Source organism: Streptomyces sp. NP160 (assembly GCF_006335115.1).
Classification (GTDB): domain Bacteria; phylum Actinomycetota; class Actinomycetes; order Actinomycetales; family Quadrisphaeraceae; genus Quadrisphaera.
Map to the genome: position 1 here is coordinate 106,383 of NZ_VDMJ01000009.1, position 25,965 is coordinate 132,347.

Sequence of the window (25,965 nt, forward strand, 5' to 3'; positions counted from 1 at the left end):
CGTCAGGACTTCTGCCGGACGATCTGCTCGTTCTGGACGTCGTCCAGAGCCTCCTCGGACGAGGACTCCTCGGAGCCGCCGCCCTGCTCGGAGGTGCGGAAGCCGGCGTTGAACTCGTCCACGGCCTTGGTGAGCGCGGCGACGGTGTCGTCACCCAGCTGCCCGGTCTCGCGGATGGTGCTCAGCGCGACGTCGTTGCGGCGCAGGTGCTCCAGCAGCTCGGTCTCCCAGCGGCGGACGTCCTCGACCGGGATCTTGTCCATCTTGCCGTTGGTGCCGGCCCAGACGGAGACGACCTGCTCCTCCACCGGGAACGGGGAGTACTGCGGCTGCTTGAGCAGCTCGGTCAGGCGCTCACCGCGGGCCAGCTGGTTGCGGCTGGCGGCGTCGAGGTCGGAGGCGAACAGCGCGAACGCCTGCAGCGACCGGTACTGCGCCAGCTCCAGCTTCAGCGTGCCGGAGACCTTCTTCATCGCCTTGATCTGCGCGTCGCCACCCACGCGGGACACCGAGATGCCCACGTCGACGGCGGGGCGCTGGTTGGCGTTGAAGAGGTCGGACTGCAGGAAGATCTGCCCGTCCGTGATGGAGATGACGTTGGTCGGGATGTACGCCGACACGTCGTTCGCCTTGGTCTCGATCAGCGGCAGGCCCGTCATGGAGCCGGCGCCCAGCTCGTCCGACAGCTTCGCGCAGCGCTCCAGCAGCCGGGAGTGCAGGTAGAAGACGTCGCCCGGGTAGGCCTCGCGGCCCGGCGGGCGGCGCAGCAGCAGCGACACGGCGCGGTAGGCCTCGGCCTGCTTGGACAGGTCGTCGAAGATGATCAGGACGTGCTTGCCGCCGTACATCCAGTGCTGGCCGATGGCCGAGCCGGTGTAGGGGGCGAGGTACTTGAAGCCGGCCGGGTCGGACGCCGGGGAGGCCACGATGGTCGTGTACTCCATGGCGCCGGCGTCCTCGAGGGCGCCGCGCACGGAGGCGATCGTGGAGCCCTTCTGGCCGATGCCCACGTAGATGCAGCGGACCTGCTTCTTCGGGTCGCCGGACTCCCAGTTGGCCTTCTGGTTGATGATCGTGTCGAGCGCGATCGCCGTCTTGCCGGTCTGGCGGTCGCCGATGATGAGCTCGCGCTGGCCGCGGCCGATCGGGATCATCGCGTCGATGGCCTTGATGCCGGTCTGCAGCGGCTCGTGCACCGACTTGCGCTGCACCACCGACGGGGCCTGGAGCTCCAGGGCGCGGGTGGTCTCGGCCTTGATCTCGCCGAGGCCGTCGATCGGGTTGCCGAGGGGGTCGACCACGCGGCCGAGGAAGGCGTCGCCCACGGGGGCGGACAGCACCTCACCGGTGCGGTGCACGGCCTGGCCGGCCTCGATGCCGGCGAACTCGCCGAGCACGATGGCGCCGATCTCGCGCTCCTCGAGGTTCAGCGCGAGGCCGAGGGTGCCGTCCTCGAAGCGGAGCAGCTCGTTGGCCATGGCCCCGGGCAGGCCCTCGATGCGCGCGATGCCGTCGCCGGCCTCGCTGACCGTGCCGATCTCCTCGCGGGAACTGCCGCTGGGCGAGAAGGAGGAGACGAAGTCCTCCAGCGCACCGCGGATCTCCTCAGGCCGGATGGTGAGCTCCGCCATCGTCTGTCCCTGCTCCCTGTTCGTGGGTGGTTCGTCAGTGTGTCTAGTGTCCCCGCCGCAGCGGGGTCAGCCGACCACGCGGCGGCGGGCGGCGGCCAGGCGGCTGGCGGTGGTGGCGTCGAGGACCTCGCCGCCGACCTGCACGCGCAGGCCGCCGAGCACCTCGGGGTCGACCTCGACCTGGACCTGCACCCGCTTGCCGTACACGCGGGCGAGCCCGGCGGCGAGGCGGTCCTGCTGCACCGCGGTGAGCGGCACGGCGGCGGTCACGACGGCCAGCAGGCGCGCGCGCCGGGCGGCGGCGGCCTCGAGGAGGTCGTCCAGGGCGCCGGAGACCCGGCGGCCCCGCGGGGCGGTGACCACCTGGCGCACGAGCGCCGCGGTGGTGGGGTCGGCGCGGCGGGCCAGCAGGTCGTCGACCAGGGCTCCGCGCTGCGCCGGGGTGGCCCGCCCGTCGTCCAGGGCCGCGGTGAGGGCGCGGTCCCCGGCCACGAGGCGGGAGAAGCGGAACAGCTCGTCCTCGACGGTGTCCAAGACCCCGTCGGACTCGGCCCCGGCCAGCATCGCCTGGGTGCCGAGGGCCTCCAGGGCGTCACCGAGGTCGCGCTGCTCGGACCAGCGGGCCCGCACCAGACCGGACACCACGTCGAGCGTGGGACCGGAGACCTGGGAGGCGAGCAGGCGCTGGGCCAGGGCCGCGCGGTCGGCCTCGGCGCGGGAGCTGTCCGTCAGCGCCCGGCGCAGCCCGACCGAGGAGTCGAGGAGGCCGGCCACCGCGTACAGCTCCTGGCCGAGCGCAGAAGCGCCACCCCGAGCCAGGAGCGGCTCGAGCCGCTCCTGGGCCGCGGCGAGGGAGTCTCGCGAGGCGCCGCGCATCAGCGGCCCGTGCCCCGCGGCGCGGCGTGGGAGCCACCCGTGACCCCACCGGTGCTCGGCGCGGCCGGCTCCGCGGTGGTGGCGCTGGCGCGCACCTCCTCGGGCGAGGACTGCTCGAGCTCGGTGAGGAAGCGCTCCACGATGCGCGACTGGCGCGCCGAGTCGGTGAGGGACTCGCCCACGATGCGTCCGGCGAGCTCGGTGGCCAGGCCACCCAGCTCGGTGCGCAGCGACGTCACGGCTGCCTGGCGCTCGGCCTCGACCTGGCGACCCGCCGACTCGGTGATGCGCTCTGCCTCGGCGGCGGCGCGCTCGCGCATCTCGACGATGATCTTGGCGCCCTCGGCGCGCGCCTCCTCACGGATGCGCGCGGCCTCGGCACGGGCGTCGGCGAGCTGGGCGCGGTACTCCTCCAGCGCCGCAGCAGCCTCGGCCTGAGCCTTCTCGGCCTTCTCCATGCCGCCCTGGATGGCTGCCTGGCGCTGGGCCAGCATCGTCTCCAGACGCGGCACGGCGACCTTGTAGGCGACCACCAGGAGGATGATGAAGCAGATGGTCCCGGCGATGATCTCGCCCGGGTGCGGGATGACCGGGTAGGCCTCAGCCCAGAACCCCGTCTCCGCGGTGAGGACCGGTGTCATGCTCTGCTCTCCTCCTGCTAGCTACGGGCCCGGCGTCAGCCGAAGACGAACGCGAGCGCGATGCCGAAGATGGCGAACTGCTCGCAGAGCACGAAGCCGAGGATGGCGATCGTCTGGAGCATGCCGCGCGCCTCCGGCTGGCGGGCGACGCCGCTGACGTACGCGGCGAAGATCAGGCCGACGCCGACGCCCGGCCCGATGGCGGACAGGCCGTAGCCGACGATCCCGAGACTGCCTTCCATAGATCCGTTCCTCTCGTTCTACCGCGCGGTCGATCGACCGAGCGGTCGTGGTGGGTGGTGGGGGGTCCTGTGGTGTCTCTCAGTGGTCGTCCGCGTAGGCCTCAGCGATGTACAGCGAGGTCAGCAGGACGAAGACGTAGGCCTGCAGGAACGAGACGAGGATCTCGAAGGCCGTGATGAACAGGAAGATGGCGAAGGTCGGGATGGAGACGACCTTCAGGAACGCGCCGCCGTGCAGGAGCATGTACTCCCCGCCCAGGGCGAAGAGCAGCAGCAGCGTGTGGCCGGCGAACATGTTGCCGAACAGACGCAGGGCCAGCGTGACCGGGCGGATGACCAGGAAGGTCAGCAGCTCCAGCACGAAGACCACGGGCACGGCGGCGATGGGCAGCCCCGCCGGCACGAGGTGCCGCAGGGTGCCGCCCACGCCGTTGCGGCGCAGCTGCGCACCGATGTAGACGAACCAGACGCCGATGGCCAGGACCAGCGGGAAGCCGATCCGGCTGAAGGTCGGGTACTGGACGAACGGCGTGATGCCCATCAGGTTGTTGACGAGCACCAGCGTGAAGATGGCGAGCAGCAGCCCGAGGTACGGGCGCACGTGGGCGGCGCCGATGACGTCGCGCCCGACGGAGTTGCGCACGAAGCCGTACACGCCCTCGAGCGCCCACTGGCCGCGGCCCGGGACCAGCGACAGGCGGCGGGTCCCCAGCACGAGCACCAGGCAGATGGCCGCGGTGGTCAGCACGATGAGGAACATCGGACGGGTGATGGCGAACGCGCCGTCACCGATCAGCGGCTGCCAGAAGTCGGCGGGACTCGGGGGCACGAAGCCCGCTGAAGCCGGCACACCGATCATCCGTGGGCATCCTCTCGGTCGAAGTGCGGCCGGGTGGGTGCGATCTCGAGCGGGCTACGTCGTCCGCATCCCTGAGCACCACCTGCGTGAGCGGGAACACCGTATCGGACGGCGGAGGTGCTCCTGACCGTCCGGGTGCCCGTCACCGGGAGGACGAGCGGTCGGCGGCGCCGGAGCTGTCGGCCGGCTGGTCGAACAGCAGGGTGCGGACGCGCGTGAAGGCCCAGACCTGCCCGACCGTCCACGCCAGCGACACCGCGCACGCCGAGACGGCGAACGCGACGGGCGACAGCCAGGTCGCGTCCTTGAAGAGGACGAGGAAGAGCCCCAGCAGGAGCACGACGGTCATGTAGCCGACCATCGCGATGCCCAGCACGATGACGGGCTCCAGGTGGCGCACCTTCTGCAGCACCAGCGTGCTGGCCGCGAACGTCACCCCCACCAGCAGGGCTGCGGTGACGGCGCCGGCGGCCCCGAGCCCGCCCGCCACGACCGAGAAGACCACCACCGCCACGACGGCGACGGCGGCGGCGGGCAGCGAGCCGCCGAGGAGCATGGCGCGGTAGGGGTCCTGCGGGCGCGAGGCCTGCACGGGCGTCTCCAGACGTCAGAAGGCGGTGGGGCGCACCCGATCCTAGACGCGGGGAGGCGGTCCCCCGGTCGGCGCGGAGCGCCCCTGGGGCTGCGCCCCGGTGCTGCGCTGCGGCTCCGCGGGGGGCCGCGGACGTGACGGACGCCTCACCCGATCGGACGCCGCCTCCGTCCCGGGAGCGGTCTCCGGGGGCGCCCCGCCACCGCGCTGCCTCAGGAGCACCGGGCCGTGCGTGCGCGCCCGCCGCCGCGCGGGACCGAGCGTCACCAGCCCCGCGATGACCAGCGCCGCGCCCCAGCCGGGCAGCGCCAGCTCGAGCGGGACGAAGGCCAGGGAGATGGCGCCGAAGGCGACCACCGCGGTCCACAGCCACAGGACGAGCACCGCCCGCCCGTGGGTGTGGCCGAGGGAGAGCAGGCGGTGGTGCAGGTGCAGCTTGTCGGCGGCGAACGGCGACTGCCCCGCCAGCACGCGGCGCACGACCGCCCAGACGAGGTCGGTGAGCGGGAGCAGCAGCACGGCGATGGGCAGGAGCACCGGGAGGAAGACCGGCGCCACCTGGGCGCCGCTGATCTGGCCGATGACGGCCGGGTCGACCTGGCCCGTGACGGAGACCGCTGACGCGGCGAGGAGCAGGCCGATGAGCATCGAGCCCGAGTCGCCCATGAAGATCCGCGCCGGGTGGGCGTTGTGGGGCAGGAAGCCCAGGCAGACGCCGACGAGCACCGCGACCGTCAGCGAGCCGAGGTTCGCGTAGTTCTCCTCGTTGACCGTGCGGGTGAACAGGTAGGAGTAGATGAAGAAGGCGGCACCGCCGATGCCCACCACCCCCGCCGCGAGCCCGTCGAGCCCGTCGACGAAGTTCACGGCGTTGATGCCCACGACCACGGCGAGCACCGTGACCGCCAGGAAGAGCCCCGCGGACCCGACGATGAGCCCGCCGCCCCAGGGCAGGCTGTACAGCTGCACCCCCTGCCAGGCCATGAGTCCGGCGGCCAGCACCTGACCGGCCAGCTTGGTCAGCGGGTCCAGGCCCCAGACGTCGTCGGCGACGCCCAGCAGGCTGACGATGGCCGCCGCCCCGAGCACGGCCCAGGGCGCGCGGTTGTCGAGGAAGAGGTTGTCGAGGAAGGGCATCCCGCTGGCGGCCGCGAAGGCCACCACCACCCCGGCGAGCATCGCCAGCCCGCCCAGCCGCGGCGTCGGCACCGAGTGGACGTCGCGGTCGCGCACCGCCGTCATCGCCCCCGCCCGCTCGGCGACGCGCCGGGCGATCGGGGTGGCGAGGTAGGTGGTGCCCGCTGCCAGGAGCAGCAGGAGGAGGTAGGCCCTCACCCTGTCGGCTCGTCCTCGTCGTCGACGGGGACCACCATGCGCAGCGCCGTCGTGGGCACCGCGCCGCGCCGGAGCACGCGCAGGCGATCACCGGTCGCGTCCACGATGGTGGAGGGCGGGGCGTCGGTGCGGGCGGGCTGCCCGTCGTCGAGGTAGGCGGCCACGGAGTCGCCCAGCTGGGCCTCCGCCTCGGCGGCCGTCGTCGCCGCGGGTTGGCCCGTGCGGTTGGCGCTGCTCACCGCGAGCGGGCCGGTGGAGCGCAGCAGCTCCCTCGCCAGCTCGTGGTCGGGGACGCGGACGGCCACGGTGCCGCCGGTGTCCCCCAGGTCCCAGCGCAGCGACGGCTGGGCGCGGCACACGAGCGTGAGGCCGCCCGGCCAGAACGCCTCGGCCAGCGCCCGCGCCTCCGGCGGCACGCCCGTGGCGAGGCCGTCGAGGACGGCGACGTCGGAGACGAGCACCGGCGGGGGCATGGCCCGCCCGCGGCCCTTGGCGGCCAGCAGGCGCGCCACGGCGTCGGCGTCGAAGGCGTCGGCGGCGATGCCGTGCACCGTGTCGGTCGGCAGCACCACCAGCTCGCCGCGGGCGAGGGCGTCGCGTGCGTGGCGCAGGCCCGCCTCGCGGGCGGAGGGCTCGGTGCAGTCGTAGCGGCTGCTCACGCCGACCAGTGTGTCACTGCGACGCGCCGGAGCCTGGCGGCGCGCAGGCCGCGGCGGGCTGGGCGCGGTGGGCGCTCGTCGCCCGGGGCCTGCCCCCCGGGTCGTCGTGCGTCGCCGCGCCGTCCCACTGCGGTGGGGCCAGCAGCTGGCGCAGGGCCTCCCCCTGCACCTCGGCGTGCTCGACGACGACGAGCCCGCCGGGCCGCAGCAGCGCCGCCGCGCGCGCGACCACGCCGCGCGGGACCAGCAGGCCGTCCTCGCCGCCTCCCCACAGCGCGAGCGCCGGGTCGTGGTCGCGGACCTCCGGCTCGCGGGGCACGGCGCCGGGCGGCACGTACGGGGGGTTGGAGGCCACCACGTCCGCGGTCCCGTCGAGCTCGGCCAGCACCTCCGCCGAGGTCGCGTCACCCAGGACCAGGCGCACCCGCTCCCCCGCCGGGTGCGCGTCCAGGTTGCGCCGGGCCCACGCGTGCGCGCCCGGGTCGAGCTCGACGGCGACCACGCGGGCGGCCGGCACCTCCGCGGCCACGGCCAGCGCCACGGCTCCCGAGCCGGTGCACAGGTCCACCACGAGCGGGGCCCGGCCGCTGGCCACCACCCGCTCCGCGGCCCGGACGGCGAGACCGGCGGTGGTCTCCGTCTCCGGGCGGGGCACGAAGACGCCCGGGCCCACGAGCAGCTCCAGGCCGCGGAACGGCGCCCGTCCCAGCAGGTGCTGCAGGGGCTCGCGCGCCTCGCGGCGGGTCACCAGCGCGGCGAGCCGGCCCGCCTGGTCCGCGGTCAGCGCCGTCCCGCGCAGGGAGGCGGCGCGCAGCTCGCCCAGCCCCAGGCCCAGCACGCCGGCGGCGAGGAGGTCGGCGTCGACGGCCGGGGAGGGCACGCCCGCCGCCGCCAGGCGCGTCCGGGCGGCGCGCAGCACCGCGGACAGGTCCCCGCCGCGGCGCACGTCGTCGTCGGTGGTGGACACCGCTCAGGCGCCCGCGTCGGCGAGGCGCGCCGCGAGGTCGGCGTCGACGCAGGACTGGACCACCGGGTCGAGGTCGCCGGCGAGCACCTGGTCGAGGTTGTGGGCCTTGTAGCCGGTGCGGTGGTCGCTGATGCGGTTCTCCGGGTAGTTGTACGTGCGGATCCGCTCGGACCTGTCCACCGTGCGCACCTGGGAGCGGCGGGCCGCGGACGCGGTCGCCTCGGCGGCCTCCTGCTGGGCCGCCCGCAGGCGCGCCCGCAGGATGCGCATCGCCTGCTCGCGGTTCTGCAGCTGGCTCTTCTCGTTCTGGCAGCTCACCACCGTGCCCGTGGGCAGGTGGGTGATGCGGACGGCGGAGTCGGTGGTGTTGACGCTCTGGCCGCCGGGACCGGAGGACCTGAAGACGTCGATGCGCAGGTCGTTCGGGGAGAGCTCCACCTCTCCGGCGTCCTCGACCTCGGGGACGACGAGGACGCCGACGGCGGAGGTGTGGATGCGCCCCTGGGACTCCGTCACCGGCACGCGCTGCACCCGGTGGACGCCGCCCTCGAACTTCAGGCGCGCCCAGGGGCCGTCCGGGCCGTCGTCGCCGCTGCGGCGCTTCACCGCCACCGAGACGTCCTTGTAGCCGCCCAGGTCGGAGTCGGTGGAGGAGAGCACCTCGGTGCGCCAGCCCGTGCGCTCCGCCCAGCGCAGGTACATCCGCAGCACGTCGCCGGCGAACAGCGCAGACTCCTCGCCGCCCTCGCCCGCCTTCACCTCGAGGATGACGTCGGAGCCGTCCTCCGGGTCCCGCGGGGCCAGCACCTCGCGCAGGCGCTCGGCGGTGGCGCGCTCGGCCTCCTCCAGCGCGGGGAGCTCCTCGGCGAAGGCGGCGTCCTCCGCCGCGAGCTGGCGGCCGGCGGCCAGGTCCGCGGCCGCCGCCTCCCGCGCCGCGGCCGCCGCGGCGACGCGTCCCAGCTCCGCGTAGCGCCGGCCCAGCGCGCGGGCGCGGGGGGCGTCGGCGTGCACCGCGGGGTCGGCGAGCTGGCGCTCGACGTCGGCGTGCTCGGCCAGCAGCGCGGAGAGGCGGTCGACGGGGGTGCTCACGGGGTCTCCTGGGCGTGCGGGCGGGTGGTCGGCGGGCGGCCAGACGACGAACGCCGGCCCACCCCGCGGGGTGGGCCGGCGTCCGAGGGAGCCGGTGTCAGCTCTTCTTGGCGTAGCGCTGGTTGAAGCGCGCGATGCGACCGCCGGTGTCGAGGATCTTCTGCTTGCCCGTGTAGAACGGGTGGCAGGCGCTGCACACGTCCGCGCGGATCTCGCTGCCGGGGGCGGCGCTGCGCGTGGTGAACGTGTTCCCGCACGTGCAGGTCACGGTGGTCTCGTGGTAGTCCGGGTGGATCTCGCTCTTCACAGCATCTCCTCGGTGTCGGTGGCCGCCGGGTCGTGCTGCTCCCTCGGAGCGGAGCGCACGTGAGCCGGAGCCGGCGAGCAGTCTGCCAGCAGGACTGGCACTCCTCATAACGCAGCGGACCCCGCGGGGCTTCCCGCGGGGTCCGCTGCGCCTGACGGCCGGTCCGTCCTGGCGGAGGTCAGTCCTTCGCCGGCGGGCGCGCTGCGCCCGCCGTCGGGGTCTGGGCCTTGACCTGCATGAGGAACTCGGTGTTGCTCTTGGTGTCGCGCAGCTTGCTCAGCAGCAGCTCCAGGGCCTGCTGGCTGTCCAGCGCGGTGAGCACGCGGCGCAGCTTCCACATGACCGCCAGCTCCTCGCGCCCGAGGAGGATCTCCTCGCGGCGCGTGCCGGACGGGTTCACGTCGACCGCGGGGAAGACCCGCTTGTCGGCGAGGCGCCGGTCGAGCCGCAGCTCCATGTTCCCGGTGCCCTTGAACTCCTCGAAGATGACCTCGTCGGCCTTGGAGCCCGTCTCGACCAGGGCCGAGGCGAGGATCGTCAGCGAGCCGCCGTTCTCGATGTTGCGGGCCGCACCGAAGAACTTCTTGGGGTGGTACAGCGCCGCCGCGTCGACACCGCCGGAGAGGATGCGCCCGCTCGCCGGCGCGGCGAGGTTGTAGGCGCGGCCCAGGCGGGTCAGCGAGTCGAGCAGCACGACGACGTCGTGGCCCAGCTCCACCAGGCGCTTGGCGCGCTCGATGGCGAGCTCCGCCGCGGCGGTGTGGTCGGAGGCGGGCCGGTCGAAGGTGGAGGCGATGACCTCGCCCTTCACGGTCCGCTGCATGTCCGTGACCTCCTCGGGGCGCTCGTCGACGAGCACGACCATGAGGTGGACCTCGGGGTTGTTGATGCTGATCGCGTTGGCGATGGCCTGCATCATCAGCGTCTTGCCGGCCTTGGGCGGCGAGACGATGAGCCCGCGCTGGCCCTTGCCGATGGGGGCGACCAGGTCGACGATGCGCGTCGCCAGGACGCCCGGCTCCGTCTCCAGGCGCAGGCGCTCGTTCGGGTACAGCGGCGTCAGCTTGCCGAACTCCGGGCGGCGGCGCGCCTCGTCGGGCTGCATGCCGTTGACGGTGTCGAGGCGGACCAGCGCGTTGAACTTCTGGGCACCGCGGCCGCCGCTGGTGTGCTGCTGCGCCTGCTCCCCGTCCCGGGGGGCCTTGACGGCCCCGGTGACGGCGTCGCCCGGGCGCAGACCGGACTTCTTCACCTGGCCCAGCGGCACGTACACGTCGTTCGGGCCGGCCAGGTAGCCGGAGGTGCGGATGAACGCGTAGTTGTCGAGCACGTCGAGGATCCCGGCCACCGGGACGAGGACGTCGTCCGGAGAGACCTCGACCGGCGCCTCGGCCTCCAGGCCCGGCTCGGTGCGCCCGCGGCGTCCCTTGCGGTCGCGGTCGCGGTAGCGCCCGCGGCGGCCCCGGCGCCCGCGCAGGTCGTCGTCGTCCTCGTCCTCGCCGGGGACGGCCTGGTCGACGCGCTGCTGCGGCGGTGCCGCCGTGCGCTGGACGGGCGCGGTGCGGTCGTCGGCGCGGACCTGCTCCCCGCGCTCGCGGCGGGCGCGGTCGTTGCGCTCGCTGCGCTCGGCCAGGGCGCGGTCGAGGTCGAGGCGGACCTCCTCGGCGCGGTCCCTGGCGTCGCGCTCGGACGTGCGCTCAGGACGCTCGGAGCGCTCGGCCCGCTCGGGGCGCTCAGCCCGCTCCGGGCGCTCAGCCCGCTCCGGGCGCTCAGCCCGCTCGGGGCGCTCGGTCCGATGGGTGCGCGCCTCAGCGAGGTCTGCGAGGTCGGGCAGGAGCGCCTGGACCTCCTGCGGCGGCTGCTCTGTGCGCTCGGAGCGCTCGGAGCGCTCTGAGCGCTCGCGGGGGGCCCGGGTGCGACGGGCAGGACGCTCGCCGCTGGCCTCGGCCACCTCCGCCGCGGGCGCCACGGCCCGGGGAGCCTCGGTGGCGGGCGCCTCGACCTGGGGGGCTGCCTCGGCGGCGGGCGCCTCGGCGGCCGGTGCCGCGGCCGCTGCCTCGGTGGGCGCCTGCTCCGGGGAGCGGCGCTGCCGGCGGACGGCGGTGGTGCGGGCGGGCGCGGGCGCGGGCGCGGCCTCGTCACCGGCCCGGCCACCCGACTGGGCGGCCTTGATGACGTCGAGCAGCTCGCTCTTGCGCATCCGGGCCGTTCCGGAGACGCCCAGCTGCACCGCCAGGGCCTGCAGCTCCGGCAGGCGCAGACCGGTGAGCCCGGTGCGGCGCGCGCCCGAGTCGGTCGCTGCGCCGTTCTCAGCCGGCGCGGCGATCTCGGTGGTGTCGGTCACGAAGGTCCTTCCCCCTCGTCAGCGCCTCGGTGGACACCGGAGGCGGGTCACCGGGCGTCCAGAGAGGAGCCGGTGCGGAGTGTCGCCGTGCGGGCCCCAGCTCGCAGACCCAGCGCGGAGCTCAGGTCCAGCAGAGCGGTGAGGTCCCGTGGTTCTCCACGGCAGGTGATTCGACCCGTGGGGCCAGCAGGAGGCGGCGACATCGGCGCCGCGGCGCAGACCAGCAGGGCTGCCCTCACGATAGCACCCGGCCGGAGCAGCCGCCCTCGAGCTGGAGGGTGCCGTCCCGGTGCCGGCCGATGTCACCCGAACAGCCGCGAGGCCCCCGGTGTTCCGCCCTCCTCATCGGCGCTGCCGCGCGCACCCTGAGGGCTTCTGCGGGAACCGCGCGCCGGTCAGCCGGCCAGGACCTCCACCAGCGCGCCGTCGCGTGCGACGCCCGGCTCCAGGGCCGACCACCCGGGGCGGGTCACCACCAGGGCGCGGGCGTCCTCGGCGGCGGCGGCGCCCGGGCACAGCACGAGCACCGAGGGCCCGGCGCCGGAGACGACGGCGGCGTGGCCGGAGGCGCGCAGGTCCGCCAGGAGCGAGGCGCTGGGCGGCATGGCGGCCGCGCGCTGCTCCTGGTGCAGCCGGTCCTCCGTGGCGGCGAGCAGCAGCTCGGGGCTGCGGGTCACGGCCTCCACCAGCAGCGCGGCGCGCCCGGCGGTGTGGGCGGCGTCGCCGTGGGGGACGTGCAGGGGCAGCATCGCGCGGGCCCTGGCCGTGGACAGCTCCGCGTCCGGCACGCACAGCAGCGGCACCACGTCGGCGTGGGGGTCGACGCGCACGGCGCGCCACGGGCCGTGCGCGCCGTCGCGCCAGCCCAGCGTCAGACCGCCCAGCAGCGAGGCCGCCGCGTTGTCGGGGTGGCCCTCGAGGCCGCAGACCAGGTCGAGGAGGGCCTCCGGCGGGAGGGGGACGTCGAGGAGGGCGGACCCGGCGGCAGCACCGGCGACGACCGCAGCGGCCGAGGAGCCGACACCGCGGCCGTGCGGCACGCCGTTGCGGCTGGTCACCCTCAGGTGGGGCTGGTCCGCGGCGGGCACGCCCGCGGCGTGCAGCGCGGCCCGCACCGAGCGGACGAGGAGGTTGCCCTCGCCGCCGCGGATCGCGTCCGCGCCCTCGCCGCTGACCCGCACCTCGGCGCCCGGGGGGCCGGTGGGGGTCTCGGCGGGCACCTCGACGACCACCTCGTCGCGCAGGCCGAGCGCCAGGCCGAGGGCGTCGAACCCGGGCCCCAGGTTGGCGCTGGAGCCGGGCACGACCACGCGCACCCGGCGCCCGGGGGCCGGGGTGCTCACGCCAGCGCCCGCGCCCGCTCCAGGCCGAGCGCACCCGCGGCGGAGTCGGCGTCGACGCCCACGCGGACGGGGCGGACCTCGCTGCCGTCGGCCTCGCGCAGGGCCCACTGGGGGTCCTTGAGGCCGTGGCCGGTCACCGTGACGACGATGGTGAGCCCGCTCTCCACCAGGCCCGCTGCGTGCCGCTTGAGCAGGCCGGCGACGCCTGCGGCGGAGGCGGGCTCCACGAAGACGCCGTCCCGGGAGGACAGCAGCCGGTGCGCCGCGAGGATCTCCTCGTCGGTGACGGCCTCCACCACGCCGCCGGACTCGTCGCGGGCGGCAACGGCCTGGTCCCACGAGGCGGGGTTGCCGATCCGGATGGCGGTCGCGATGGTGTCGGGCGACTCCACCGGACGGCCCTCGACGATCGGCGCCGCGCCAGCGGCCTGGAAGCCCCACATGCGAGGACGGCGCGTGGCCGGCCCGTCGGCGGAGTACTCGGTGTAGCCGCGCCAGTAGGCGGTGATGTTGCCGGCGTTGCCGACGGGCAGGCAGTGCACGTCGGGGGCGTCGCCGAGGGCGTCGACCACCTCGAACGCAGCCGTCTTCTGCCCCTCGATGCGCGCCGGGTTGACGGAGTTCACCAGCTCGACCGGGTAGTCCTCGGCGAGGTCGCGGGCCAGCCGGAGGCAGTCGTCGAAGTTGCCGTCCACCTGCAGCAGCGTCGCGCCGTGCGCCACGGCCTGGCTGAGCTTGCCCATGGCGATGCGGCCGTCCGGCACGAGCACGCCGCAGGACAGGCCCGCCGCCGTGGCGTACGCGGCCGCCGACGCGGAGGTGTTGCCCGTGGAGGCGCAGATGACCGCGCGAGCGCCGTCGGCGGCGGCCCGGGTCATGGCCACGGTCATGCCGCGGTCCTTGAAGGAGCCGGTGGGGTTGCAGCCCTCGACCTTCAGCCGCACGTCGCACCCCGTCAGCTCCGACAGGTGCCGGGCGCGCACGAGCGGCGTGCCCCCCTCGCCGAGCGTCACCGCGGGGGCCCCGGCCACGACGGGCAGACGCTCCCGGTACTCCTCGACCACCCCGCGCCACTGGTGCGCCATCAGCTGTCCCCTTCCACCCGCAGCACCGAGGCCACCGAGGCCACGGCGTCCAGCTCCGACAGGTCCGCCACGCACCCGGCCAGGGCGGCGTCGGCGGCGGTGTGCGTGACCACGACGAGCGAGGCCGAGCCGCCCTCGCCGGCCACCGCCCCGGCCGCGGGGCGCTGGCGCACGGTCTCGATGGAGACCCCGTGCGCGGCGAAGACCTGCGCGACGGCTGCGAGCACGCCCGGGCGGTCCGCCACGACGAGGCGCACCTGGTAGCGGGTGCGCACGGCGTCCGTGGGGAGCACCGGCAGGTCGGCGTGGCCCAGCACTCGCGGGCCCTGGCTCCCGTCCTGGCGGTGGCGCGCGAGCGTCACGAGGTCGCCCAGGACCGCGCTCGCCGTCGGGCGCCCGCCGGCGCCCTGGCCGTAGAACATGAGGTCGCCGGCCCCGGCTGCCTCGACGAAGACGGCGTTGTACGCGCCGCGGACGCTGGCCAGCGGGTGCTCGCGGCTCAGCAGCACCGGGTGCACCCGGGCCTGGACGCCCTCCACCTCGTTCCCGGCGTCGTCCACGCCGGTGGTGCGCTCGGCGACGGCGAGCAGCTTCACCACCGCACCGGCCTCCCCGGCCGCGGCGACGTCCTCGGCGGACACCGAGCGGATGCCCTCGCGGTGGACGTCGTCGATGGTCACGGCCGTGTGGAAGGCGAGCGTGGCCAGGATCGCCGCCTTGGCGGCGGCGTCCCAGCCGTCGACGTCGGCCGTGGGGTCGGCCTCGGCGAAGCCCAGCTCCTGCGCGCGCGCCACGGCGTCGTCGAAGGACTGCCCGTGGGTGTCCATCTGGTCGAGGACGTAGTTGGTGGTGCCGTTGACGATGCCGAGCACGCGCTCGACGCGGTCGCCGGCGAGCGACTCCCGCAGCGGCCGGATGATCGGGATGGCCCCTGCCACGGCGGCCTCGAAGTACAGGTCGACCCCGGCGGCGTCGGCGGCGGCGTGCAGCTCGCCCCCGTGAGCGGCCAGCAGCGCCTTGTTGCCGGTCACGGCGCTGGCACCGTGCTCGAAGGCCCGCAGCAGCAGGCTGCGCGCCGGCTCGAGGCCGCCCACCAGCTCGACGACGACGTCGGCGCGGGCGACCAGCGCCTCGGCGTCGGTGGTGAGCAGCGCCCTGTCGACGACGCCGTCGACACCCGGCCGGGGCGCGTCGGCGTCGCGCACGGCGATGCCCACCAGGTCGATCGCCGCCCCTGCACGGGCCGACAGCTCGGCGACGCTCGCCGAGCCCGGCGCCAGCGCCACCGCCACCTGGCTGCCCACCGAGCCGCAGCCCAGCAGCGCCACCCGCACCCGCTCCACACCCGCTCCTGTCAGAGGCTCGATCACGGGTCGTGCCCGCGGCGCGCCAGTCTCCCAGACGGCCGGGGCCGCTGTGCGCCCCGCGTACCCTTCCGCGGGTGGAGGACTCGGTGCCGGTGTGGACGGTGGTGCTGGTGGGCGCCGTCCTGCTCGCGGCGGGCGGCCTCGTGCCGTACGTGGTGGCGCGGGCCGCGGCCGGCGGGCTGGGGCGCAACCGCTGGGTGGGCGTGCGCACGCCGGCCACGCTGTCCGGGGACGAGCCGTGGCGCGCGGGGCACGCGGCAGCGCGGCCCTGGGCGGCCGCTGCAGGGGGCCTGCTCGCGCTGGCCGGCCTCGGTGCGCTCCTGGTGGGTGCCACGACGGGCTCGGCCGGCGTGTTCGCGACCGTGGTGGTGGGCGGCGCAGCGCTCGCAGCGGTGGTGCTGGTGGCCGGGGCGGTGCGCGCCGACGCCGCCGCGCGCGGACCGGCGCACCGCTGACCTGCGCGGAGGCGGTCAGGCCCCCAGCCTGCGGGCGATCTCCGCGTTCCGGTCGGCCAGGAGCCCGACCAGCGTCCGGCGCACGAGCACTGCGTCGGCGAGGCGCCCCAGCGGACCCAGCGGGCTGGTCCAGGTCATGCGGTCGGTGGACCGCGTGCGCGGCGAGCCGTCGGCCGCGGCGGGCAGCGGGGTGAAGAGGTGCTCGTGGCGGAAGCTGGAGAAGGCGCCCGAGACCATCGCGTCCACGAAGCTCGCACCGCCGCTCGACGTCCGCTCGGTGACCTCGAGGATCTGGGTGGTGTGGCGCAGCGGCACCACGCCGTAGAGCCTCAGCGACCAGCGCACGCGCTCCCCCGCACCGATGCGCCCGCTCGTGCGGCTCCCCGGGCCGGCAGGCACCGGGTGCACCCGGTGGCGGCGGCCGGCCGCGAGCTCGACGTCGAGGTCGAGCGAGACGTCGAGCACGGTGGCGACGTCGCCGGGCAGGTCGGTGGACGCCTCGATCGTCGGCACCTGACCACTGTGGGCGCCGCGCGCGCCGGCGGCTAGCCGAGGCCGTGCCCGAGCAGCGCCCGGAGCGCCTCCAGGTGGGCCTGCAGCGCCGCGCGGCCCTCGCGGGTGAGGGCCAGCCAGGTGCGCGGCCGCCGCCCGACCCGGCCCTTGGTCACCTCGACGTACCCGGCGGCCTCCAGGGCCGCGACCTGCTTGGAGAGCACCGAGTCCGAGACCTCGACGGCGTCGCGGACCTCGCCGAACTCGGCCCTGTCGACCCCCGACAGCGCTGAGACCACGGAGAGGCGGACCGGGGAGTGGATGACGTCGTCGAGCTGGTGGCGGGGGTGGGAGGTGCTGGTCACCTGCGCGACCACCGCAGGGCGACGAGCGCGGTCGCGAGCAGGGGCAGCGCGCTGACGAGCGCCGCGGGCAGCCAGTAGGCGGCCTCCCCGTGGCGGGAGCCCCCGATGACCAGCACCAGGCCGTAGACGACCCCCCAGCTGCCCCAGGCCAGGCCGTGCAGCCAGCCCTCGCGCCACAGCCGGACGGGGCGCGTGGCGGCCCACCCCACCCCGAGCGAGACCAGGAGCACCCAGCCGATCATCGCGGTGGTGGTGCCGGCGTCCCCGCCCAGCCCGATGAGGGTGACGACGGCAGCGCTGCCGACGGCGAAGGCTGCGAAGTAGGTGGCCAGCCACCGGCCCCGGGCCGCGAGGCCCCGGCGCGCGGCGTCGGCGCCCGCCAGCGCGCTGAGGGCCTGGTCGGCGGTGAGGTGCGCGTGCTCGCTCATGTCGACGAGTGTGGCAAGTACTTTCCACTCTGGCAAGTACTTGCCGGCACCGATGCCGCACTGGCGCACCCGAGTGCGCGATCGAGGGTCGCCGAAGCCGCACTCGGGTGCGCGAGTGCGCGATCAGGGGTGGCCCAAGCAGCACTCGGGTGCGCGAGTGCGAGGAAGGGGGACGGGGTCAGAGCTGGGCGAGCAGGAAGTCCCGGCGCTTCTCCAGCACCTCCACCGAGGCCGAGGCCGACGCCGGCCCCGGCACGGCCCTGCGCAGCGCCACGTGCACCCGGGCGTGCGGCTCCCCGGAGCGCGAGGCCACGCGCGCGACCAGCTGGTTCACCTCGCGGCGCAGCTCCGCCGCGGCCCGCCAGCCGGCCTGGCCCTCGTCGGGCTCGAAGCGCCCCGCAGCCGAGTCGGAGCCCCCGGCGGCGCCGGCACCGCGGCCGCCCCCGCCGTCGTCGTCGCCGAGACCGCCGAAGAGGTCGTCCTGCACGGCGGCGGCCGCCGCTGCGCGGCGGTGCTCCTCGTCGCGCTGCGAGAGCAGGTGCGCGGTCTGCTCGGGGGTGAGCATCCCCGCGAGCAGACCCAGGTGCTCGCCGTCCTCCTCCGAGAGCTCCGCGGGGGCCGAGCCCGCGAGCACCGCGCGGCCGCCGTGCAGCACGTGGGCGAACTGCGCGTCGGCGTCCAGGGCCCGCCACTCCCGGGTCTCGCCCGCGGCGCGCTCTCGCGGCGGCAGCGGGTCGAGGTCCTCGCTGGCCTCCGCGGGCGGCGGGATGACGTGGTTGCGCTCCTCCTCCATCGACGCCGCCAGCGTCAGCAGCGGGCGCACCGCCGGGAGGAAGACCGTCGCGGCCTCGTGCGGACCGCGGCTGCGGACCACGCGCCCGACGGCCTGGGCGAAGAACAGCGGCGTGCGGTAGCTGGTCATCCACGCCAGCACGGCCGCCCGGGGCACGTCGACGCCCTCGGAGACCATGCGCACGCAGACGGCGATGCGGGTGGCCCCGGTGCCGAACTTCTCGATCTTCTTGGACGCCGTGGGGTCGTCGGACAGGATCAGCTCCGGCTTCTGGCCGGTGACCTTCTTGACGATGGCGGCGTAGGCGCGGGCGTCGTCCTGGTCGGAGGCCAGCACCAGCCCCGCGGCGTCGGGCATGCCGTGGGCGCGCAGGTGCGTGATGCGCTCGTCGACGGCGGCGATGACGTGCGGCACCCACTGGCCCTTGGGGTCGAGCACGGTCTTCCAGGCGGTGGCCTCGACGCTCTTGGTGCTCGGCTCGCTGAGCGACGCGGCGATGACCTCCCCGGCGCTGTTCCGCCAGCGAGCGGTGCCCGTGTAGGCCGCGAAGACCACAGGCCGGACCACGCCGTCGCGCAGCGCCTCGCGGTAGCCGTAGGTGTAGTCCGCGGAGCTGCGCAGCTCCCCCGGCTCGCCGTCGGGCACCTCGGCGTACTTCACGAACGGGATGCGCTCCCCCGGCTTGGTGCGGAACGGCGTCCCGGTCAGGCACAGGCGGCGCGCGGCCCGGTCGAAGGCCTCCTCGGCCGCCTCGCCCCAGGAGAGCCCGTCACCGGCGTGGTGCACCTCGTCGAGGATGACCAGCGTCTTGGCGGCGGTGCAGCGGGCGGCGTGCAGCGCGGGCTTGCCCGCCACCTGCGCGTAGGTGGTGACGTAGCCCTTCGTGCCCGCCCGCACCGGCCCCACGGCGTTGGTGAGCGTGGGGTCCAGCACGATGCCGGCGGCGTCGGCGGCCTCCGCCCACTGCGTGCGCAGGTGGTCGGTGGGGGCGACGACGACGACGCGGGCCACCTCCCGGCGGGCCAGCAGCCGGGACGCCAGCGTCAGGGCGAACGTCGTCTTGCCGGCGCCCGGCGTCGCCGTGACGAGGTAGTCCGTGGGCCTCTCGGCCTCGTAGCGCCCGAGCGCCTCGGACTGCCACGCGCGCAGCGGCCGCCCGCCGTGGGACTCCACGGGGCCGACCACGGCTCCGGGGTCGCCGGGAGCCTCCGCGGGCAGCAGGTGCGCGGAGGCTGACAGGCGGGCTCGCTGGAGCGGGGAGGAACTCACGGCCCGGCCACGCTAGCCGCTCGGTCGGCCGTCCCGGGCTCGTTCGGCCAGCCGCCGGCGGGCCGCACCCGCAGCGCCACGGCGGCCGCCATCAGCCCCACCAGCGACAGCCCGCCGAAGACCAGCGCGAACGTGGCTCCGCCGTCGGCGCTGGGGGCGCCGCCCGCTCCCGCGAGGTCCCCGTGCAGGTCCGGCGCGGCGCCCAGCCGCGCCGCGAACACCGCGCCGGCCACGCCGATGCCCACCACGGCGCCGAGCGCGTCGGACAGCTGCAGCGCCGCGCTGTGGCGCCCGCGCAGGTCCGCCGGGCTGAGGGACAGGGTCAGCACGCTGGTGCTGGACAGGGTCAGGCCCATGCCCAGGCCGCCGAGCGCCCAGACGCCCAGCACGGCCAGCCCCGGCAGCAGGTGCAGCGACGGCAGCACGAGCAGCCCCACGGCCCCGGCCACGAGCAGGCCCCCGAGCGCCATGAGGCGCGACCTGTCCACCCGCAGCCCGCGCCGCCCCTGCAGCGCCGAGCCGAGCGTCCAGCCCAGCGCGGCGCCCGTCAGCGCCAGCCCGGCCAGGGTCACGGGCAGCCCGCGCTCCAGCACGAGCATCAGCGGCACGTACGCCTCGGCGCCCATGAACCCCGCCGTCATGAGGCCGCGCACGGCGATGACGCTGGGCAGGCCGCGCTCGGCCCGCAGGGTGCCGGCGGGCAGCAGCGCGGGGAGGGCGACGACGACGGCGAGCACGCCCACCACCACGGACACCACGGGCAGGAGGCGCAGCGGCACGAGCTCGGCGGCACCGGCCTGGGCGAGGCCCGCGCCGGCGGCCACGCCCAGGCCCCTCAGCGCGCGGGAGCGCTGGCTGAGCAGTCCCTGACGCGGGGCGGCCCCCGGGTCGGCGGCGGGCGCGCCGAGGTGCCACAGGCGCGGCAGCAGCACCGCGCCCACCACCACGGCCAGCGGGGCGACGAGCAGGAACACCGCGCGCCAGCTCCACGCCGTGGCGAGCCAGCCCGCCGCCAGGGGACCGACGACGGCGGGCACGACCCACGCGGAGCTGATCCAGGCGAACACGCGGGGGCGCACGGCCTCGTCGAAGACCGCGCCCACCACGGCGTACAGGGAGACCACGAGCAGCCCGCCGCCGAGCCCGGACACGGCGCGGCCGAGGAGCAGCAGCGTGAACGTGGGCGCGGTGCCGCACAGCACCAGCCCGCCGGCGAAGGCCAGCAGGCCGGCCACCACCGGGGTGCGCGGCCCGCGGGCGTCGGCCCAGCCTCCGGCCAGCACGGTGCCGAGCAGGCTGGCGGTGAGGAAGAGGGAGAAGGCGAGGCCGTAGCGCCTCAGGCCGCCCAGCTCGTCGGCGACCACGGGCATGGCCGTGCTGACCGCCATCGCCTCGAAGGCGACCAGCGTGACCAGCGCGACGATGCCGGCGAGCGCGACCCGCAGCTCGCCGCGGATCACTCCCCGGCGCCGGAGCCCTTGCCCGACCCCTTGCCGGAGCCGCCCTCGCGGGCGCGCATGCCCTCGATGACCTCCTTGCACATCGGGCAGACCGGGAACTTGTTCGGGTCGCGCCCGGGGACCCAGACCTTCCCGCACAGGGCGATCACGGGCTCACCGGTGAGGGCGGACTCGAGCACCTTCTCCTTGCGGACGTAGTGCGCGTAGCGCTCGTGGTCGCCCGGCTCGACGGGCTGCTCCACCAGCTCGCGGTCGAGCAGCGCGGTGCCCGAGGAGGAGGTCCGCGGGTCCGCCGTCGCGGGGCTGGCGCTGGGGTCCGACAGCGGCTCGCTCATGCGCCACAGCGTACGTCCCGCAGCCGCAACGACACCGCGCGACGGCGCGCCCCGTCAGTTGAGCGAGGGGTCCGACGGGTAGGACGCCACCCAGGCCAGCCGGCCGCCCTGCCGGCGCAGCACGGCCGCCCACAGGTCCTGCGGGGCGGCGGTGAAGGCGTCACCGACCTCGCCGTCCACGACGTACCAGGAGCCCTCCTCGACCTCCTGCTCGAGCTGGCCCGCGCTCCAGCCCGCGTAGCCCGCGAAGATCCGCAGACCGGCCACGCCGGGCGCGACCACCTCGGGCGGCGCGTCCAGGTCCACGACCCCCACCGAGCCGACGATGCGGCGCACGCCGAGCGGCTCGGCGTCGTCCCCGGGGGCCCGCACCAGCCCCAGGGCCGAGTCGAGGCCCACCGGGCCGCCGCGGAACAGCCGGCCGGGGGCGGTGGTGTACGGCTGCCAGTCCGGCAGGACGGCGTCCACCGCCGTCGTCGTCGGGCGGTTCACCACCACGCCGAACGCGCCGCCGTCAGCGGTGTGGTCCAGCAGCAGGACGACGCTGCGGCGGAACTCCTCACCGGTCAGGGCGGGCGTGGCCACGAGGAGCCTGCCGGTCATCGACCACCCGTCGACCCCGGCTCCGGCCTTCTCCTCGCCCCTCCCGAGCGTCACGCGACCAGTCTGCCCCGTCTCACCGGGAGCAGCAGCCCCACCAGCACGCCGGCGGCGTCGGCGAGGGCGTCGAGGGGGTCCCCGCTGCGGTTCGGGAGCACCCAGTGCTGCAGCAGCTCCGAGACCACCGCGTGGGCGAGCAGGACGACGACGAGCACGCGCACCGGCGCCCCGGCGCGGCGCCCGGTCCACGCGACCAGGGCGAAGACCGACAGGTGGACCAGCTTGTCGACCACCGGCCCCACCAGGGGCACCTGGTCGGTGGACGGCGCGCGCGGTGCGTAGAGCACCACCAGCTGCACCAGCACCGCCGCGGCGAAGAGCAGCCGGGCCCTCACCGCCCGGAGCGCTCTCCGGAGCGCGCGCGCTGGGCGCGGCGGCGGCGCTTGTCCTCGTACATGGCCGCGTCGGCGGCGGCCACCGCCTCGGCCACGGTCCGTCCCGGCTCGGCGCGGGCGGCCCCCACGGAGACGCGCAGCGGCAGGCCGTCCGCGGTGCGCGCGGCCTCCACCCCCGCGCGGAGGCGGGCCACCAGCGCGTCGACGTCTCCGACGCGGGGCACGAGCACGGCGAACTCGTCACCGCCCACGCGCGCCACCACGTCGGAGCTGTCGCGCAGGCACGCGCGCAGGGCGGCGCCGCAGGTGCGGAGCAGCTCGTCGCCGGCGGCGTGGCCGTGGGCGTCGTTGACGCGCTTGAGGTCGTCGAGGTCGAGCAGGGCCACCGCCACCGGCACCCCGGCGTCGACGAGGCCCTGCGCCGCGGCGAGCTCGGAGTCCCACCGGTGGCGGCTGCCGACGTCGGTGAGGGCGTCGCGCCCCAGCTGCAGCCGGGTGTCGGACAGCTGCTGCTCGACCTTCTGCCGGGCCAGCACCACCGCCAGCACGGTGCCGGCGGTGTGGACGAGCTGGGTGGCGATGCGGCGGCGCAGCGGGCTGAACGGCTGGGCACCGGTCCCGGCGCGCACCGCCAGCACCCCGCCCGTGGGGCCCGCGGGGTGGTCCGCTCCGCCCAGCGGCAGCACGAGGGCGGCCACCGCGCCGTCCTCGGGGCGCAGCGGCGCGCCACCCCCCGCGGCCTGCGCCGCCGCGAGCACGGCGGCGTCGTCGGCCTGCTCGAACGGGCTGCGCGCGTCGTGGCCCGCGGGCGGGCGCGCGCTGCGCACCACGGCGGCAGGTCCGCCGTCGAGCCACACCGCCGCCAGGCGGCAGCCGAGGGCGTCGAGCAGCACGTGCGCCACCCGCTCGACCGCCTCCGCGGGCGGGCGGCGCAGCGCCCCGGTGAGCTCCTGCACGGCGTGGAGCGCGCGCAGCTCGTCGACCACGGGCCCGTCCACGGCTCCCGTGGACACCGGCGCACCGTCCTCGCGCAGCTCCGGCGGCCCGGGTGGCGCGGGGTGCTCCGCGAGGGCCATCACCAGGTGGCGGGCGGTGTCGCGGAGGGCCTCGTCGGAGCTGGCGAGCAAGCGCTCGCTGCGGGCGGCCGAGGCGAGGACCACGACGGCGTCGTCACCGCACGCCACCAGCGCCGCTGTGGCGGCGCGGTGGCCCGCGGCCACGACGGCCGGCTCCACCGAGAGGACCCTGACCACCGCGCCGCTGCGGAGCGCCCGGGCCACGAGGTGGTCCTCGCCCCCGTCCGCGCCGGCGTCGCCGCCCCCGGCCCGCGCCCCGGCGCCGAGCCCGGCCTCGTGGCGCCAGCGGCCGTCGGGTCCGGGGCGCAGCAGGAGGACGTCGTCCGCGCCGACGGACGCGGCGAGCGCGCCGGCGGATGCGCTGCTCCCGTCCACTCCGGCCTCCTGCCAGCCCTCGACCACGGCAGGGCTGCGCGCCCCCCGGTCCGGGAGTATCTCGCAGGTCGCAGGCACCTCACGGCCGCCGGGCATCCCCCACGCACGCAGAGCAACCACCCGGTCACCATAGGTCAGAGAGACGGGTCCCAGCGGAACCCGCTGATCTCTTCCGGGTCCTCCCCGGTCTCGTACGCGTGCGCCCGGGCCGCCAGCCGCGCGTCGGCCATCTCCTGCCGCAGCCCGGCGTGCCGGACGCCGAGCCCCGGCACCCGGTCGATGACGTCCATGACGAGCCGGAACCGGTCCAGGTCGTTGCGGTGGACCATGTCGAACGGCGTGGTGGTGGTGCCCTCCTCGATGAAGCCCCGCACGTGCAGGTTGTGGTGGCCGGTGCGCCGGTAGGTGAGCCGGTGCACGAGCGTCGGGTAGCCGTGGAAGGCGAACAGCACCGGTCGGTCGGTGGTGAACAGCGCGTCGAACTCGCGGTCGGGCATGCCGTGCGGGTGCTCCGAGGAGGGCTGCAGCCGCATGAGGTCCACCACGTTGACGAAGCGCACCTTCAGCTCCGGCAGCCGCTGCCGCAGGATCGCCGTCGCCGCGAGCGCCTCCTGGGTGGGGATGTCGCCGGCGCAGGCGATGACGACGTCGGGCTCGACGTCGTCGTCGTTCGACGCCCACGCCCACCGGCCGAGCCCGCGGGTGCAGTGGGCCACGGCCTCGTCGACGGTGAGGTAGTCGAGGGCCTGCTGCTTGCCGGCGACGACGACGTTGACGTAGTGCTCGCTGCGCAGCACGTGGTCCATCGTCGAGAGCAGCGTGTTCGCGTCCGGAGGCAGGTAGACCCGCGTGATCTCGGCCTTCTTGGTGACCACGTGGTCGATGAAGCCCGGGTCCTGGTGGGAGAAGCCGTTGTGGTCCTGGCGCCAGACGTGGCTGCTCAGCAGGTAGTTCAGGGAGGCGAGCGGGCGCCGCCAGGGCAGCTGGCGCGTGGTCTTCAGCCACTTGGCGTGCTGGTTGACCATCGAGTCGACGATGTGGATGAACGCCTCGTAGCTGGTGAACAGGCCGTGGCGCCCGGTGAGCAGGTAGCCCTCGAGCCAGCCCTGGCACAGGTGCTCGGAGAGCACCTCCATGACCCGCCCGTTCCGCTGGACGTGGCTGTCGCCGTCCTGGGGGCCGTCGGCGAGCTGGCGGTCGGTGACGTCGAAGACGGCCTGCAGGCGGTTGCTGGCCACCTCGTCGGGGCCGAAGAGGCGGAAGGTCTCGGGGTTGGCGGCCATGACGTCGCGCAGCCAGTCGCCGAAGACGGAGGTGGGGCTGTGCATCTGCTCCCCCGGACGCGGCACGTCCACGCCGTAGGAGCGGAAGTCCGGCAGGCGCAGGGGCTTCTTGACCAGGCCGCCGTTGGTGCGCGGGTTGGCGCTCATGCGCCGCTCGTCGCGCGGGCGGTTGGCCAGCACCGCCTCGGTGGGGGCGCCGTCGTGGCCGAAGAGCTCCGAGGCCCGGTAGGACTCCAGCCAGGCGCGCAGCTGCTCGCGGTGCCCCTCGTCGGAGCGCACCTCGGACAGCGGCACCTGGTGCGCGCGCCAGGTGCCGGCCACGGGCTGGCCGTCGACGTCGTGCGGGCCGGTCCAGCCCTTGGGGGTGCGCAGCACGAGCACGGGCCAGCGGGGCCGGTCGCCCGGGTCGCCGTCGTGCGCGGCGGCGTGCTCGCGGGCGGCTCGCTGGTTCTCGGCGATGGTGTCGAGGGCGGTGTCCAGGGCCCACGCCATGCGCTGGTGGACGGCGGTGGCGTCCTCGCCGTCGCCGGGGCCCGAGACCCACAGCGGGTCCCAGCCGGTGCCCCGCAGGTACTGCTCGAGCTCGTCGTCGTCCATGCGGTCGAGCACCGTCGGGTTGGCGATCTTGTAGCCGTTGAGGTGCAGCACGGGCAGCACGGCGCCGTCACGAGCGGCGTCGAGGAACTTGTTGGCGTGCCACGAGGCCGCCAGCGGGCCGGTCTCGGCCTCGCCGTCGCCGATGACGCAGACCGCCACGAGGCCGGGGTCGTCGAAGACGGCTCCGGTGGCGTGCACGAGGGCGTACCCCAGCTCACCGCCCTCGTGGATGGACCCCGGAACGTCGGCCGCGGCGTGGCTGGGGATGCCGCCGGGGAAGGAGAACTGCTTGAACAGCCGGCGCATCCCCTCCTCGGTCTGGTCGACGTCGGGGTAGGCCTCCGTCCACGCCCCCTCCAGCCAGGCGTTGGCGACCACCGCCGGCCCGCCGTGACCGGGTCCGGCCACGAAGAGGGCCTCGGTGTCGCGGTCGCGGATGGCGCGGTTGACGTGGCTCCAGACGAAGTTCAGCCCCGGGGTGGTGCCCCAGTGCCCGAGCAGGCGCGCCTTGACGTGGTCGGAGCTGAGCGGCTCGCGCTGCAGCGGGTCGGCCTGCAGGTAGATCTGGCCGACCGACAGGTAGTTCGCCGCCCGCCACCAGTGGTCGACGGCGGCCAGCGCCGCCTCGTCCAGGACGTCGGGGACGAGGTCGCCCCCGGGGACGACGGGCACGGCGGGGCGCGTGGCGAGGTCGGTCACGCTCCC

The 25,965-nt window shown here is 75.7% G+C and carries 26 protein-coding genes; 1 reads left to right on the plus strand and 25 read right to left on the minus strand.

The window, feature by feature from the left end:
* Window positions 1-2: 2 nt before the first annotated feature.
* From atpA to FHN55_RS06795, 15 genes are all read right to left on the minus strand, one after another.
* On the minus strand, window positions 3-1,631 hold the full coding sequence (atpA, locus tag FHN55_RS06725) for a F0F1 ATP synthase subunit alpha (protein ID WP_139711472.1): 1,629 nt from the start codon (window positions 1,629-1,631) through the stop codon (window positions 3-5).
* Between the two features lie 66 nt (window positions 1,632-1,697).
* Entirely contained in the window at window positions 1,698-2,507 is an 810-nt protein-coding gene (locus tag FHN55_RS06730; protein ID WP_139711473.1) for a F0F1 ATP synthase subunit delta, read from the minus strand.
* Complete coding sequence (locus tag FHN55_RS06735; protein ID WP_139711474.1) at window positions 2,507-3,148, minus strand: F0F1 ATP synthase subunit B; 642 nt, start codon at window positions 3,146-3,148, stop codon at window positions 2,507-2,509. The genes FHN55_RS06730 and FHN55_RS06735 overlap by 1 nt, the downstream gene beginning before the upstream one ends.
* A gap of 35 nt (window positions 3,149-3,183) precedes the next feature.
* Complete coding sequence (locus tag FHN55_RS06740; RefSeq protein WP_139711475.1) at window positions 3,184-3,390, minus strand: ATP synthase F0 subunit C; 207 nt, start codon at window positions 3,388-3,390, stop codon at window positions 3,184-3,186.
* Between the two features lie 79 nt (window positions 3,391-3,469).
* Window positions 3,470-4,249, minus strand: coding sequence for a F0F1 ATP synthase subunit A (atpB, locus tag FHN55_RS06745; protein WP_139711476.1), 780 nt, complete (start codon window positions 4,247-4,249; stop codon window positions 3,470-3,472).
* A gap of 142 nt (window positions 4,250-4,391) precedes the next feature.
* The gene (locus FHN55_RS06750) at window positions 4,392-4,841 is read right to left on the minus strand and encodes a hypothetical protein (RefSeq protein WP_139711477.1); all 450 of its coding nucleotides are present in this window, start codon (window positions 4,839-4,841) and stop codon (window positions 4,392-4,394) included.
* Window positions 4,842-4,883: 42 nt separating this feature from the next.
* Window positions 4,884-6,176, minus strand: coding sequence for an MraY family glycosyltransferase (locus FHN55_RS06755; protein WP_139711478.1), 1,293 nt, complete (start codon window positions 6,174-6,176; stop codon window positions 4,884-4,886).
* Window positions 6,173-6,835: an L-threonylcarbamoyladenylate synthase gene (locus FHN55_RS06760; RefSeq protein ID WP_139711479.1), complete on the minus strand. Its 663-nt coding sequence runs from the start codon at window positions 6,833-6,835 to the stop codon at window positions 6,173-6,175. The genes FHN55_RS06755 and FHN55_RS06760 overlap by 4 nt, the downstream gene beginning before the upstream one ends.
* A gap of 13 nt (window positions 6,836-6,848) precedes the next feature.
* Window positions 6,849-7,802: a peptide chain release factor N(5)-glutamine methyltransferase gene (gene prmC / locus FHN55_RS06765; protein ID WP_257570750.1), complete on the minus strand. Its 954-nt coding sequence runs from the start codon at window positions 7,800-7,802 to the stop codon at window positions 6,849-6,851.
* A 3-nt stretch (window positions 7,803-7,805) separates the two neighbouring features.
* A complete protein-coding gene (gene prfA, locus FHN55_RS06770) occupies window positions 7,806-8,891 on the minus strand; it encodes a peptide chain release factor 1 (RefSeq protein WP_139711480.1) in 1,086 nt (361 codons plus the stop codon).
* Window positions 8,892-8,988: 97 nt separating this feature from the next.
* Complete coding sequence (gene rpmE, locus FHN55_RS06775) at window positions 8,989-9,198, minus strand: 50S ribosomal protein L31 (RefSeq protein ID WP_139711481.1); 210 nt, start codon at window positions 9,196-9,198, stop codon at window positions 8,989-8,991.
* 178 nt (window positions 9,199-9,376) lie between these two features.
* Window positions 9,377-11,542 (minus strand): transcription termination factor Rho, encoded by a 2,166-nt coding sequence (gene rho / locus FHN55_RS06780; RefSeq protein WP_139711482.1) that lies wholly within the window; start codon window positions 11,540-11,542, stop codon window positions 9,377-9,379.
* 395 nt (window positions 11,543-11,937) lie between these two features.
* Complete coding sequence (gene thrB / locus FHN55_RS06785; RefSeq protein WP_139711483.1) at window positions 11,938-12,885, minus strand: homoserine kinase; 948 nt, start codon at window positions 12,883-12,885, stop codon at window positions 11,938-11,940.
* A complete protein-coding gene (thrC, locus tag FHN55_RS06790) occupies window positions 12,882-13,970 on the minus strand; it encodes a threonine synthase (RefSeq protein WP_139711484.1) in 1,089 nt (362 codons plus the stop codon). Before thrC ends, thrB begins: the two co-directional genes overlap by 4 nt.
* Window positions 13,970-15,313 carry a homoserine dehydrogenase gene (locus FHN55_RS06795; protein ID WP_218974413.1) on the minus strand — a complete coding sequence of 448 codons (1,344 nt, stop codon included), beginning with the start codon at window positions 15,311-15,313 and terminating at the stop codon, window positions 13,970-13,972. Before FHN55_RS06795 ends, thrC begins: the two co-directional genes overlap by 1 nt.
* 98 nt (window positions 15,314-15,411) lie before the next feature.
* Between FHN55_RS06795 and FHN55_RS22580 the strand changes: the two genes are divergently transcribed.
* A complete protein-coding gene (locus tag FHN55_RS22580) occupies window positions 15,412-15,792 on the plus strand; it encodes an SdpI family protein (RefSeq protein WP_180357686.1) in 381 nt (126 codons plus the stop codon).
* A gap of 15 nt (window positions 15,793-15,807) precedes the next feature.
* Here the strand turns inward: FHN55_RS22580 and FHN55_RS06805 are convergent, their stop codons facing one another.
* From FHN55_RS06805 to FHN55_RS06850, 10 genes are all read right to left on the minus strand, one after another.
* The gene (locus FHN55_RS06805; RefSeq protein WP_139711486.1) at window positions 15,808-16,305 is read right to left on the minus strand and encodes an SRPBCC family protein; all 498 of its coding nucleotides are present in this window, start codon (window positions 16,303-16,305) and stop codon (window positions 15,808-15,810) included.
* Window positions 16,306-16,337: 32 nt separating this feature from the next.
* A complete protein-coding gene (locus tag FHN55_RS06810; RefSeq protein WP_139711487.1) occupies window positions 16,338-16,649 on the minus strand; it encodes a transcriptional regulator in 312 nt (103 codons plus the stop codon).
* Window positions 16,646-17,077: a hypothetical protein gene (locus FHN55_RS06815; protein ID WP_139711488.1), complete on the minus strand. Its 432-nt coding sequence runs from the start codon at window positions 17,075-17,077 to the stop codon at window positions 16,646-16,648. The genes FHN55_RS06810 and FHN55_RS06815 overlap by 4 nt, the downstream gene beginning before the upstream one ends.
* A gap of 178 nt (window positions 17,078-17,255) precedes the next feature.
* Entirely contained in the window at window positions 17,256-19,139 is a 1,884-nt protein-coding gene (locus FHN55_RS06820; RefSeq protein WP_218974414.1) for a DEAD/DEAH box helicase, read from the minus strand.
* Complete coding sequence (locus FHN55_RS06825) at window positions 19,136-20,599, minus strand: MFS transporter (RefSeq protein ID WP_139711489.1); 1,464 nt, start codon at window positions 20,597-20,599, stop codon at window positions 19,136-19,138. Before FHN55_RS06825 ends, FHN55_RS06820 begins: the two co-directional genes overlap by 4 nt.
* Entirely contained in the window at window positions 20,596-20,934 is a 339-nt protein-coding gene (locus FHN55_RS06830; protein ID WP_139711490.1) for a DUF3039 domain-containing protein, read from the minus strand. The genes FHN55_RS06825 and FHN55_RS06830 overlap by 4 nt, the downstream gene beginning before the upstream one ends.
* 54 nt (window positions 20,935-20,988) lie before the next feature.
* The gene (locus tag FHN55_RS06835; RefSeq protein ID WP_139711673.1) at window positions 20,989-21,537 is read right to left on the minus strand and encodes a YqgE/AlgH family protein; all 549 of its coding nucleotides are present in this window, start codon (window positions 21,535-21,537) and stop codon (window positions 20,989-20,991) included.
* A gap of 50 nt (window positions 21,538-21,587) precedes the next feature.
* Window positions 21,588-21,929 carry a VanZ family protein gene (locus FHN55_RS06840; protein WP_139711491.1) on the minus strand — a complete coding sequence of 114 codons (342 nt, stop codon included), beginning with the start codon at window positions 21,927-21,929 and terminating at the stop codon, window positions 21,588-21,590.
* Entirely contained in the window at window positions 21,926-23,380 is a 1,455-nt protein-coding gene (locus FHN55_RS06845) for a diguanylate cyclase (protein WP_139711492.1), read from the minus strand. Before FHN55_RS06845 ends, FHN55_RS06840 begins: the two co-directional genes overlap by 4 nt.
* A 134-nt stretch (window positions 23,381-23,514) precedes the next feature.
* The gene (locus FHN55_RS06850; RefSeq protein WP_373995708.1) at window positions 23,515-25,932 is read right to left on the minus strand and encodes a phosphoketolase; all 2,418 of its coding nucleotides are present in this window, start codon (window positions 25,930-25,932) and stop codon (window positions 23,515-23,517) included.
* Between the last annotated feature and the right edge of the window lie 33 nt (window positions 25,933-25,965).

Excerpts from the sequence above, each read along its gene's own strand:
- atpA (WP_139711472.1), bottom strand. The coding sequence starts at position 1,631 with ATGGCGGAGCTCACCATCCGGCCTGAGGAGATCCGCGGTGCGCTGGAG.
- FHN55_RS06730 (WP_139711473.1), bottom strand. The coding sequence starts at position 2,507 with ATGCGCGGCGCCTCGCGAGACTCCCTCGCCGCGGCCCAGGAGCGGCTC.
- FHN55_RS06735 (WP_139711474.1), bottom strand. The coding sequence starts at position 3,148 with ATGACACCGGTCCTCACCGCGGAGACGGGGTTCTGGGCTGAGGCCTAC.
- FHN55_RS06740 (WP_139711475.1), bottom strand. The coding sequence starts at position 3,390 with ATGGAAGGCAGTCTCGGGATCGTCGGCTACGGCCTGTCCGCCATCGGG.
- atpB (WP_139711476.1), bottom strand. The coding sequence starts at position 4,249 with ATGATCGGTGTGCCGGCTTCAGCGGGCTTCGTGCCCCCGAGTCCCGCC.
- thrC (WP_139711484.1), bottom strand. The coding sequence starts at position 13,970 with ATGGCGCACCAGTGGCGCGGGGTGGTCGAGGAGTACCGGGAGCGTCTG.
- FHN55_RS06815 (WP_139711488.1), bottom strand. The coding sequence starts at position 17,077 with ATGAGCGAGCACGCGCACCTCACCGCCGACCAGGCCCTCAGCGCGCTG.
- FHN55_RS06830 (WP_139711490.1), bottom strand. The coding sequence starts at position 20,934 with ATGAGCGAGCCGCTGTCGGACCCCAGCGCCAGCCCCGCGACGGCGGAC.
- FHN55_RS06835 (WP_139711673.1), bottom strand. The coding sequence starts at position 21,537 with ATGACCGGCAGGCTCCTCGTGGCCACGCCCGCCCTGACCGGTGAGGAG.